This is a genomic window from Undibacterium sp. JH2W (assembly GCF_049340425.1).
Classification (GTDB): domain Bacteria; phylum Pseudomonadota; class Gammaproteobacteria; order Burkholderiales; family Burkholderiaceae_D; genus Undibacterium.
In genome coordinates, this window is the sequence record NZ_JBMPOT010000004.1 from 27,155 (window position 1) to 40,075 (window position 12,921).

Here is a 12,921-nt window from a genome sequence, read left to right on the forward strand (position 1 = left end):
CTACGCTGGCATGACATTTTATGTGTGTCAGCGTACAGACCTGATTGTTGAAAACAGGGATGCTGTTCCTCATGGTGTCCTGGTATGGATATATTGTTCATGCTGGCTCTCTTGCTAAATCTGCATGGTGGGATAGTAATCACTCGCCACGGTTTTGTTCAGATGTCAAACTTGGAGATGAAAATGAAACAACAATTAAAATTCATAGTGGGGGTGTCCAGTTTGCTGCTGGTTGCCCATGCCAGTGCGCAGATCGTATTTTATGAAGGCGAAGGCTTTCGCGGACGTACTTTCAGTACCAATGTCCAGCAAAGCAATTTCCGTAATAATGGTTTTAATGACCTGGCTTCATCCGTCGTCGTCTCTGGCGGTCGCTGGGAAGTCTGTGACGATGCCGGCTTTAATGGCCGTTGTGTGATCTTGAGTCGTGGTAGTTACGATAGTCTGGCAGGCCTGGGCATGGACAAGCGTATTTCTTCCGTCAGGCCAGTCAATGACCGCGGCCGCTACGATAATGAAGTCGCGCCTCCAATGAGTATGCCCAATTATGAATACCGTCGTCGCCCGAATGAAGGTATGTATGAGGCGCCCGTTACCTCAGTACGCGCCGTCGTCGGCCCACCGAATGAGCGTTGCTGGGTAGAGCGTCAGCAAGTCAGCCAGCCAGAGCGTAGTGAACCTAATGTTGGTGGTGCCATTGCCGGTGCCCTGATCGGCGGCATCCTGGGTCACCAGGTTGGTGGCGGTACTGGGCGTGACCTGGCAACTGCCGGTGGTGCTGTAGCTGGTGGTGCACTGGGTGCCAATGTTGGACGTAATAATGGCAACACCTACGAGCGTGACGTACGCCGTTGCCAGACTACCGCCAATACCACACCAGAATATTGGGATGTCACTTACAATTACCGTGGCGTTGAGCATCGTGTGCAAATGAGTTCGCCACCGGGACCAACGGTCGCTGTCAACAGGAATGGCGACCCTAGGCAATAAGTAGATAGCTCAGATTAATCTGATTAATTTCAAGAGGCCAGATGCTTTACTGCATCTGGTTTTTTTATGCCTGCCACGCCAGGATAAATCGCTGGCAAAGGCCAATATTAAAAACCGCCCATGTTGCAAGGGCGGTTTGTTTACTTTACTAATGGATAGACTGGGTAAATAATTTTCCGGTGCAGGACCGCTTACTCCCGGACTGCCGGTACGTAATTGAGTTCCACAATATGCTCGCGCTGGTCATCCATCAAAGGTATCAATAGGGTTCCCATGGCGATGTCATCGATGAATAGCAGGCTATTGCCATATGCCACATCCCTGAGCTTGACGGTGATCTGGTAAGTGCTGCTCAAGTGTTGATAACGCAGGTTATAGCTGGTCCATCCCACCGGTACGCACGGTGTGATGCTCAGATGTCTGCCTTCGCGTTTCAAGCCCAGCAAAGATTCCATCATGAAGGTATACATCCAGCCTGCCGAACCTGTGTACCAGCTCCAGCCGCCGCGCCCTGTATGTGATGCTACTGCATACACGTCGGCACAAATGACATAGGGCTCAACCTTGTAACGGGCTATGCTATCCGGCGAGTTACCGTGACGGATGGGGTTGATCATGTCAAATGCTTCCCAGGCCCGGACAGCGTCTCCCATTTTTGCAAAGGCCATGCCCGTCCAGATCGCTGCATGAGTGTATTGTCCACCATTTTCACGCACGCCTGGTACATAGCCGCGTATATAGCCCGGATTTTGACCAGAGCAATCAAAGGCAGGGTCAAGTAATTGTATGATTTTCTTGTCGCGCCGCATCAGGCGTTTATCCAGGGATTGCATGGCCTGGATGGCTCTTTTCGGATCTGTCGCACCCGACAGGATGGCCCAGCTTTGTGAGATAGAATCTATCTGGCACTCGGCATTTTGTGCCGAGCCCAGTGCAGCACCATCATCAAAATAAGCCCGCCTGTACCAGGCACCATCCCAGGCATTATCATCAATATTTTTCGATAGCTGGCGGGCTTGCTCCAGGCAACGATTGGAGAATTCAGTGTCATTGCGCGCTAGTGCAATCGCAGAGAATTTCGTCAACACCTGATGCAGGAAGAAAGCCAGCCAGACGCTTTCCCCCTGGCCCAGATGGCCTACCTTGTCCATGCCATCATTCCAGTCACAGGATCCTATCAAAGGCAGGCCGTGACTGCCAAAGCGCAAGCCATTTTCTATGGCCTTGACGCAATGCTGATACAGACTGCCAGTGTGCGGTGACCTGCCGGGCAAGTCGTAGTAAGAATCTTCTTCGTGGTTAACCAGGCGGCCTTCCAGATAATGCAGTTCTTCATCCAGAATGCCGGTGTCACCACTACTGTTGACATAGCGTGCCACTGCCAGAGGCAACCACAGGTAATCATCAGAACAATGGGTACGCACGCCGCGGCCTATCGGTGGATGCCACCAGTGTTGCACATCGCCCTCGATGAATTGATGGGCAGCAGACAAGAGCAATTGCTCGCGTGCCAGTGTTTGCCTGGTGTGCACCAGCGCCATGCTATCCTGCAGCTGGTCGCGGAAGCCAAAAGCACCGCCAGATTGATAATAGCCACTACGTGCCCACAGACGGCAGGCGATGGTCTGATACAGCAGCCAGCCATTGGCAAGCAGGTTCAACTCCTGGTCGGGAGTATGGACTTGCACCACGTCCAGGGTATCTCGCCAGTAGTCATGCACTTTATTGAGTGCCTGTTCTGCCGCGGCAATGCCACGGTGCTGCTGTATGAATTGCGTGACATTGCTGTGATCGGTGATGACTGTACCGAGCACAAATACCAGACGCTTTTCCTGCCCCGGGTTTAATTCAAATTCTTGCTGGATTGCTGCACAAGGGTCCAGGCCAGCCCCGATCTTGCCAGACAATCTTTGTCTTTCGAGTGCGGCAGGTTTCTGCAGGCTACCATTGCGGCCTATGAATTCATTACGGTCACCAGTGACACTGCGGCTACCACCATCCAGATCAAAAAATGCCCTGCGCCCCGGAAATTCCGTATTGTAGGGATTGTGCGCCAGCACGCAACCACTTGCCGGATCAATTTCTGTGGCGATATGCATCAGGGATTTAGGTCGCAAATCGCCCAGCACCCATTCCACATAACCGGTGGTTGACAATTTTCTTTGTTCGTCAGATACATTGATGACACGCAGTATCGAATATTTGACTGCCGTGTCCATAGAGACAAAGACTGTCAGTTCAGATCGTATTCCTTGCTCAACATGGGTGAATACGCTGTAACCAAAGCCGTGGCGCGTGACATAGTCACCGCTGCCGCGGCAAGGGAGAGCAGTGGGTGACCAGTAGGCTCCGGTATCTTCATCGCGAATATAGAAGGCTTCACCGCCACTATCGCAAACTGGATCATTATTCCATGGTGTCAGGCGGAATTCATGGGCATTTTCACCCCAGGTATAAGCTTGCCCGCTTTCAGAAATGACAGTGCCAAATTGCGGGTTGGCCAGCACATTCACCCATGGTGCAGGGGTGACCTGGCCTTCCCGTGTAGTAATAACATACTCACGGCCATCTTCAGAAAAACCACCAATGCCATTGAAGCTTTGCAGTTTTTCTGTTGGTATTTCGGCAGCCTTGCTGGCAAGAGTTTGATAGCCGGGTTGTTGATATATCTGACGCGATGGCAATAGTTTTGGGACACGTAAATCCAGCACATCGCGGCGGCTCAGTTGTTCCAGCAAACTGCCACGATGATCATTCAGGATGACTCTGGCAACTGCCTGGAACAGGATTTTATCTTCAACTGAAATCTGTTCCGCCATGCGCACAAAGATGCCACCTGGTCTTTCTATGGCGTGAGTACCAATAACGGAAGAAATCATGCCCATGATCTGTTCCTGCAAGGCTTGCCGGTAATTGGCATGATCTTCATTCCAGATCACCAGATCCACAGCCAGACCTTTCGAGCGCCAATAGGCATGCGCCTGTACCAGTTGCCGTACCAGTTCTATATGTTCTTGCTGATTGATTTGCAAAAGCACAATAGGTAAATCACCGGAAATGGCATAGCCCCACAAGCCTGATTGACCACGGTGGTTACGGCTAAGTACACTGGCATCGGCGCGCAACAACGGATTCATGTAGATGACAGAATTTGCCATGCGGCCATACAACTGCGCATCGGCTTCACTGATGTTCAACTGACGCAAGACGATCTGGCTATGCGTCCACGACAAGCCTATGACACGGTCAGCCAGATGCTGATCCTGGTATTTATCGATCAGTGCCAGACACAGGTCACGATTCTCTGCGACGCCGGTGACCACATCGAAGATAGCGATCTGTTCTGGTTCCAGCGTAATTTGATAACGTATCGCAACTACCGGGTCAAGCACTGAACCCTGGCTGTCTGACAAACGCTCTACCCGCATGGCAATGGGTACTTCCAGCGTATTGCCACGGCCTATGAATTGTGCCCTGTCAGTTTCATAAGAGACATCGTCAGCAGTGGCACCATGCAGGGATATCAGGTGGAACATGCTCGGAATTTTCTCGTCGACCGAGCGTGGTCGGCGTGTGCACACAATAGCATGCTGCTCATGCAGGATTTCAGTCTGTACAAACAATTTGCTGAATGCCGGGTGCATGGCATCCGCTGCTGCCGGTGCCAGCACGACCTCGGCATAACTGGTGAAGTCTATCGTGCGGCGATGACGTGAGCGGTTGGTAATGCGGGTGCGGCGCAATTCAATATCATCTTCCGGTGAAACCACGATCTCGGTATGCATGTCGAGATTATTATCACTGCGGCGGAATTCTGCCCTGCCTTCGGAAAAAATTACTTCATAGCTGGCTGAAGGCACCAGGCAAGGCTGGAATGCAGTAGACCAGTATTTGCCATTGCTGGTGTCGCGGACATAACAGAAAGTACCCCAGTGATCGCGGGTGCTGTCTTCATTCCAGCGGGTGATGGCAAGATCATTCCAGCGGCTATAACTGCCGCCTACGCTGCTGATCATGACATGATAGCGGCCATTCGACAGTAACTGCACTTCGGGCGTACGCGTATTGACATGATGCAGTACGCGCAGCGGTGTTTCCTGTCCGGCACTGGCACTGCGTATATCTGCCAGCTCAGTCGTGTTGGAATACACCGCAGTAGCCTTGGGTACGCGTTCATGCAAGAGCGACATGGTGGCCTGGAACAAGGGGTCGGATTCAAAGCGTTTTTGCAGGGGTTTGTCGAGCAACAGGTAGGCCAGTGACAACAAGCCCATGCCTTGATGATGTACCATGAATGAGCGTATCAAGGCGTGTGCCTGCCCGCGTGGCAGACGTGAAGGCGTATAGTCTATCGCTTCAAAGAAGCCATACGTGCCTTCAAAACCGAGGGACGCCAGCTGCTCCAGATTGCTGCAGGCTTTCTCTGGTTCCACCATCAGCGCCATCATTGATGCATAGGGCGCGATCACCAGATCATCGCCCAGCCCGCGTTTGAAGCCCAGACCAGGAACACCAAAGGCGCGGTATTGATAATTCAGATGCGCATCAAAAGTGTTATAGCCTGATTCAGAAATACCCCAGGGCACATTGCGTTGTTCACCATATTCTATCTGACGTTGCACGACCGAGCGGTAAGTCTGTTCCAGCAGCGTGTTTTGGAAATTCGGCATCACCAGCAAGGGCATCAGGTACTCAAACATAGAACCGCTCCAGGACAACAGGATAGGTTCTCCGCCTGCGATGGTCAGTTGGCGACCCAGCGCAAACCAGCTCTCTTGCGGAATTTGTCCCTGGGCGATGGCGACGAAGGTGGCCAGCCTCGCTTCTGATGCCAGCAAATCATAGCAGGCAGCGTCGCGTCGACGCTCACTGACGTTATAACCTATGGTCAGCAGATGTGTGTTGGCATCGTATAGAAAATCATATTCCATTCTGGCAAATTCGCTGCTCTGTTGCACCAGTTGCCCTATTTGCAGTATGCGGTCGGCGGCACGTTTGCTGGCCGTCATCAGCATGCTGGCCAATGTGGGGGTAGGGTCTGCGATTGCGACCGGCTGATCCAGCGACAGGATGTCTTCCCTTGGGGATGCGTGGGCGTAGCCCAATTGTGCTAGTCCTTTTAAAGTTGGAATGGCATCGAGTAGGGGAAATGCATTGATCCAGCTGCCTGGCTCTGGCAAGCTCAGCCAGGGTGCCAGATAAATGAACTCATCCAGTTGTGCATGGGTTTGCCTGCTCAAGGCACTGGCCCAGACATGTGCTTGATTGTCTGAAATCACGGTCTGGCTGGACAGATAGCTGTCGGCATGATAAGTCAGGCGCTTCAGACAGTCATAGATCACCATCAGTGAAGTCGGTGTGCTCAGGCACAGTACATCAAGATCAGTTTTAAATTCTGCCAGCCTGCCTGTAGCATCGTCGGCAACCGTGTTGTACAAAATCAGGTAAGTATCATGCAATCCTGAAAACAGACGCGGTTGGCAAATTGGTGCATCTATCAAGCCTGCCAGACCCGGGCGTAAAGTCAGTAAATGTCCGGCCAGGTTGCCACTGTCTACAGTTGAAATATATAAGGGCTGTAAAGGCTGTAGTGTTTTGGTATCGTACCAGTTGTAAAAATGATCTTGATAACGTTCCAGTTTCGTCAGGCTGGCAAACGTGTCCTGCGTGCGCTGCAATAACTGGCCGACAGGGATGTAGCCAAAATCATAGGCTACCAGATTGGCCAGGAGCGATAAACCTATATTGGTAGGCGAGGTCCGGTGAGCCGTCACGCTGACAGGCTGGAACTGTACATTGTCAGGTGGTAGCCAGTTATCTTCGGGGCCTACATAAGTTTCAAAAAATAGCCAGGTTTTGCGGGCGCTTGCCTGCAGAAACTCTGTTTGTTTCGCGCTTAATTGTGAAACACGCTGCTGTTTTTCCCTGCTCATGCGGTAGGCAATGACAGGGGAGATAAACCACAATAACAAGATAGGGAAAGCGGCCTGCAAAGCAACTGAATTGATAAAATCCAGAAAAAAGAAAACTGCTGTGGAAAACACAGGTGCTACCCACATGCTGCGAAAATTATTCCACAAGGTATTCCTGAACTGATGATTGCTGATAGTGGATGGATTCCATTCCAGCAAACGCCTGTGGGAAATCAATACACGCCACTGCGTGCGCAAGATGGCATCCAGGTTGACCCAGGCTTCATATGGCAGAAATACCAGGCTCAGCGAGGCGTGGATGAAATGCTGAGTACTTGAACGCAGCAATGACAGCAGATGCTGGCGGAAGAAGACATCATCTGGCTTCTGGGTCAGATTGAAGATAAATGCGCTGGCAGCAGGTATTAGCAAAAATCCTAGGGCTGCCGCTGACCATAACCAGGTATGGGGCAAGGCACTCCAGGCAATGACCAGGAAGACGACCAGGGCCAGTGGCACCATGCTGCGTCGCAGATTATCGAACAATTTCCAGCGAGATAGCAAGGATAGTGAGTTGGGCAGTTTGACGGTTTTACCGCTGGTCTCATCTTTAAGACCGGGTACTTTGGGTAATAACCAGGAAGCGATTTGCCAGTCACCCCGTATCCAGCGATGGCGGCGGCGTATATCAGCCAGGTAACTGGATGGATATTCTTCATACAACTGCACATCACTCAACAGACCGGCCCGGGCATAGCAGCCTTCCAGCAAGTCATGGCTGAGAATACGGTTTTCTGGCATGCGGCTCTTCAGAGCATGTTCAAATACATCGATATCATAGATGCCTTTACCCATGAACGAACCTTCATCAAAGACATCCTGGTAGACATCAGAGACGCTGCGCGTATAAGGGTCGATACCAGCTTCACCGCCGCACAGCAACTCATAATACGAAGCATCGCTGGCAGGCAGGCTGACTGCAACACGCGGTTGCAAAATGCCATAACCATCAGTAACACGGTGTAGATTCTCATCATAATGCGCACGGTTCAGCGGGTGCGCCATGGTCGCCACGAATTTACGTGCGGCGTCACGTGGCAATTCAGTGTCGGTATCCAGGGTAATTACATATTTGATGTTTTCCATGTCCGACGTATTGCCGATGATGCGCATGAAAGCATCCGCACCAATGCCGCGCAGGTAGCTGTTCAAGGCGGCCAGCTTGCCGCGTTTGCGCTCATAAGCCATCCAGGTTTTTTCTTGTGCATTCCACACTCGTGGCCTATGCAAGACCAGGAAATGGTCGCCATCAGGGCGGGGATATTTCTGGTTGAGTGCTGTTGTGACCTTGTCGATATGGTTCAGCAATTTTTCATCCGTTTCCAGGGTCTCGGTAGCTGCATCGGCAAAATCGGTCAGCAGGCAAAAGCGCAGATTGGCATCGTTGTTGGCCAGGAAGCGCACTTCCATGGCTTCGCACAGGGCATCAATATTCTGTATGTTGAATAACATTGTTGGCACCACCACCAGAGTGCTTGATTCCAGCGGTATGCCGCGTGAATAATCCATGCGCGGCAATGGCCGTGGCAGGGCGACAAAGGTGGCTAGCCAATTAACCATGGACAGGGCAAACTGGCTGCTGGCGATCAGGCTTGCTACGATAAAGCCAGCCAGCAAATAGGGGTTGATTGCGGCATAACTGACCTGTTTCAACAACAAGCCTGTGGTTGTCAGGCTAATGATAACAATACTACCCAGATAAATGCTCAAGGCAGAATCGCGTATTGCATGTTTGATTGATTCAGGCAATGCATGCTGCATGGCGGTTGAACGTTCAAGCTCGACGCGACCTTTGCCGACCAGGAAATAGCCTATATGGGCATTGCGTGCCTCCTGGCCATGTTGATTGGCTGCTTCACGCGCAAAACGCAAGGCATTGTGGGCGACATCTGCTTCGGAAAATCCGCTGCCTTTGGCAATTTTTTCTACTGCATGGCGGTACAGGTCACGGGTGGCAAAATCCATATGTGCATAAATGGCAGCCGGGTCTTCGCGCAGGCAACGATCGACCACACTCATGTTTTCAACGAATTCGCGCCAGTCCATTGATGTCAGCAAGCGCAGACTGCCTATGCTGTTGCTGATGGAAATCTGGTCGGCTGCCTGGTGTTGTGAATCCAGGTGCACCAGATGTTCTATGGTATCACCGGTTTCTGCGAGGCGTTGTGAGAGCCAGTTCAAAGGCAGGGTAAGTGCCGGCCCCTGGCCTTGCAGGCGACGCATCATTTCTGCGACGAAAGAACTGTCCAGTGGTGGTTTTGAGCGCGACATGTCTGCCACCAGCAAGATCAGATTGCTGGGGTCTTTCTCAGCAGTCTCAGTCATTTCTTCTGCCCATTTGGCAGCGAGATTGCGATTATTGTGGGTGGTCGTCAGATTGGTGGCGACCCTGCGCAAATTTTCTATCAGCGCCAGGCGCAACATGATGGGAATGGCCCACAGCTCACCGAGTTTTAATACAGATACCAATTGATAAGCACTGATGAAACGGCTCAGGTTTTCGGGATCGACTCTACCATCTCCATGCGAAATAGTTTCCAGTGCAATGTCATATACGCGTGGACGACCTGCTGAACTGCCGCGCAATAAGCGTGGTAATTCCTTGCTGTAGCCTTTGGGTAAATGGCGTTTTGCCGTGCGTATCTGTTCTTCGATCAGATAGTAATTGTCCAGCAACCAGACAGCAGCAGGTGTGACGGGCCGACCTTCCTTGATGGCTTCTGTCAACAAGGTGCAGGCATTCAGGATCACATCCTGGTTATCAGCCAGGCGTGACAATAGCTGGTCTTGTCCAAAAATCGAGCTCAGCTTATGACTATTCGCCAGTATGCGGCCATGCTGCTCCATCTGCAGAGCACTGTACAAGTCGGCACGTAATGGCAGTTCTGCACCGGCTGGCGTCACGTAGGCGCGCAAACGCACCTGGCTATTTTTCACGACATTTTTGATTTGATGCAGGCTGGACGACAGCATATCTTTGGCGGATTTCAAATCGCACACTTCTTTCTTTTTATTAGGACTTACGCAAAATTGTCCCAGCAACGCTATCGCCAAGGAAACCTCCCTGGTAAGGGAGGTTCGTTCCGTCGGCAGACAATGTATTGCCTGAAACCCCGACTACACCGTAGCGACGAAGACAGTACTTTAGTACGGCTAGGGGCTGCAACGCAGCTGGGGCGGTTTTGCGTAAGTCCTATTTATTTGGGATTTGTCAGTGACCTTGGCAACAGACCGTGCTGCCATGCCCCAAGACCATTTTTTCGTATCAGAAAATCAGAATGCGAAAGATGATAAAAAGATACTAAAATGACTTTGGAGGATGGCTGTATTTTGATAGTAAAACTTTAGCGCCCATATGTAAGTTCGTTAGCACACATAAGCTGCAAGCAAGGCCCCCACCTTCGTCAAATGCTGCTTTGAAGTGTGCGGCAACGAACAGACTCCCTTTTCTACCGGGCGGTATAAAGTCAGCGAAGACCACAATGAATGTGGCTTGTATGGCTATAGCGTTTTATTTACCGGAGAAAAAAATGAACAAAAATTTGAAGAGTGGCATGTTTGCCGTATGCGGCGCGACAATGCTCATGATGATGGGGTGCAGCAGCATGAAAACGCCTGCGACGGCAGAAGTGGCTGTTTCCAAAGAAGCCGTGAACAATGCCGCAGTAGCTGGCGGTGCAGAATTCGCGCCGGTAGAAATGAACTCTGCCCGCGAAAAGATGGCCATGGCTAACAAGGCCATGCAGGCCAAGGATTATAAGCTCGCCAATGACCTGGCGACGCAGGCACAGGCAGATGCCAAGCTGGCACAAGCCAAAGCCAATTCAGCGAAGGCAGAAAAAGCCGCCAATGCCTTGCAGGACGACATACGCATCTTGCGTGAAGAATTGGATCGTGCCAACAACAATGCTGCCAAATAATGCAATTGCCTAAGCCAATTGCTGACAATTTCTGCCATTAATTTTAAGGACTCATCATGAACAAGAAAATATTTACACCTGTCATCTTGCTGACAGCAATGTTGCTCGATGCTTGTAGTACTGCACCAAAAACCACCAGCCTGCTGGACCAGACCCGTATGGACTATAGAGCTGCACAAAATAATCCTAATGTACAGACTTTGGCACCGCTGGAATTGCGGCAGGCCGAGGTAGCAATGAATGATGCCAACAATGCAGCCAAGGATAATGAGAGCTCAGAGAAAATTGATAGACTGGCTTATCTCGCCAAACAAAAAGTCGGCGTGGCGCAAGAATTGACCAAGCAAAAACTGGCAGAAGCCAGTGTTGCCGATGCTGCCAAGGCCCGCGATCAGATACGTCTGGAGCAACGTACCAATGAAGCCGATCAGGCAAAAATGCAGGCTGACCAGGCCAAGGCACAAGCAGAACAAGCCAGGCTGGCTGCACAAATAGCGCAAGGTGAAGCCAGCGATGCGCAAAGAAAAGCTCAAGAAGAGCAGGCAAAAGCCCTGGAAATGCAAAATCGTAATGCGACGCTGGAAGCACAGTTGGCTGAACTGCAAGCCAAAACTACAGTACGTGGCATTGTCATCACCCTCGGTGATGTGTTGTTTGGTGTTGATCAATCCAAATTGAATCCAGATGGCATGCGTAACATGAAAAAACTGGCGCTGGTCTTGCAAAATAATCCGCAAAGGACAGTGCTGATTGAAGGCTATACCGACAATACAGGTACTAAGGCTCACAATCAGGATTTGTCAGAACGACGCGCTGCCGCTGTGCGTAGTGCCCTGGTATTGATGGGTGTTTCACGTGACCGTGTGATTACCAAGGGCTATGGCGAAAGCTATCCTGTGGTTGAAAACGACACTGCTCAAAACCGTCAGTTGAATCGCCGCGTAGAAATTGTCTTGTCAGATGCCAACGGCAAAATATCGCAACGTTAATGCTGTAGTTTAAATGAAGGAAAGGAAAAATCATGCGCAACTTACTATCTCATCAATACATATTGCCCCTGGTGACCGTTTCACTCCTGGCTTTGACGGCCTGTAACAAGGCAGTAGACAGCAGTAACCCCAATGCTGCAACTACCATAGGTGTGGAAATTGATGATTCTGTCATCTCCACCAAAGTGAGGTCCGCACTCATGGCGGATGAATTGATCAAGAGCATGGACGTGAAAGTGGGGACTCGCAAGGGCGAGGTCTTGCTCAGTGGCTTTGCCGACAATCAAATGCAGATAGACCGCAGCGCCTTTGTAGCGATGGCGGTGGAAGGTGTCAAAAAAGTCGACAACAAGCTTACCCTGAAAGAAGGCAAACAGACTGTAGGGAATAAAGTCGACGACAGCGTCATCACTGCAGGGATCAAGACTGCCATGCTGGCCGATGCACAAATGAAAAGCATGGATGTTGCCGTAGTTACCCGCAAGGGTGAAGTGCAACTCAGTGGTTTCGTTGATAATGACACCCAGGCAACGCATGCCCAGGACATTGCCAAGAGTGTTTCAGGCGTGGAAAGCGTCATCAATAATCTCAAAGTGAAAAAATAAACCTTTCTTTTTACTCTTGCCCCAAGGAGTCCCTTTCTCTTCACAGGTGAGGGGTTTTTGATCATCTTATTCCAGAGTCAGACCAACATCATGAGTAATGAATCAACAGAGCAGCCGGTTCCAGTTAAACCTGAACCTGAAGAAAAGAAGACAGTCATAAAAAAGAGGGAAGATGATCTCGATGAGGCGTTGGAAGAAAGTTTTCCTGCCAGTGACCCGGTTGCCATTTCGATTACACCTCAAAAGCTGGGAAGCAAGACATCAGAAAATAGAGGCAAAAAATAGTTTTCGCTGACGTTTTATATAGAGCGCAGAAAAATGTAGAACTCAATGAGACTGTTGCGAAATTAAGATAGCCAAGTGCCGCTATTAGAGGAAGTACTGAAGCAGTGTAACAAGGTGGCATAGTCTGAGCAAATATACCAAGTGCGTGTGCCAGGCGCGT

6 protein-coding genes are annotated in these 12,921 nt (G+C 50.7%); 5 read left to right on the top strand and 1 reads right to left on the bottom strand.

Going from position 1 to position 12,921, the window contains the following annotated elements; all coding sequences use genetic code 11:
• Positions 1-183 precede the first annotated feature (183 nt).
• Positions 184-990, top strand: a complete 807-nt coding sequence (locus tag ACO0LC_RS06555; protein ID WP_423001845.1) for a beta/gamma crystallin-related protein — start codon at positions 184-186, stop codon at positions 988-990.
• Between the two features lie 191 nt (positions 991-1,181).
• Here ACO0LC_RS06555 and ACO0LC_RS06560 read toward each other — a convergent pair whose 3' ends face one another.
• Positions 1,182-10,016, bottom strand: a complete 8,835-nt coding sequence (locus ACO0LC_RS06560) for a GH36-type glycosyl hydrolase domain-containing protein (RefSeq protein WP_423001847.1) — start codon at positions 10,014-10,016, stop codon at positions 1,182-1,184.
• 476 nt (positions 10,017-10,492) lie between these two features.
• Between ACO0LC_RS06560 and ACO0LC_RS06565 the strand changes: the two genes are divergently transcribed.
• From ACO0LC_RS06565 to ACO0LC_RS06580, 4 genes are all read left to right on the top strand, one after another.
• Positions 10,493-10,882 carry a DUF4398 domain-containing protein gene (locus tag ACO0LC_RS06565; RefSeq protein WP_423001849.1) on the top strand — a complete coding sequence of 130 codons (390 nt, stop codon included), beginning with the start codon at positions 10,493-10,495 and terminating at the stop codon, positions 10,880-10,882.
• Positions 10,883-10,938: 56 nt separating this feature from the next.
• Positions 10,939-11,871, top strand: a complete 933-nt coding sequence (locus tag ACO0LC_RS06570) for an OmpA family protein (RefSeq protein ID WP_423001851.1) — start codon at positions 10,939-10,941, stop codon at positions 11,869-11,871.
• Positions 11,872-11,903: 32 nt separating this feature from the next.
• Complete coding sequence (locus tag ACO0LC_RS06575) at positions 11,904-12,476, top strand: BON domain-containing protein (RefSeq protein WP_423001853.1); 573 nt, start codon at positions 11,904-11,906, stop codon at positions 12,474-12,476.
• A 90-nt stretch (positions 12,477-12,566) separates the two neighbouring features.
• Positions 12,567-12,761, top strand: coding sequence for a hypothetical protein (locus ACO0LC_RS06580; protein ID WP_423001855.1), 195 nt, complete (start codon positions 12,567-12,569; stop codon positions 12,759-12,761).
• The last annotated feature ends 160 nt before the right edge of the window (positions 12,762-12,921 follow it).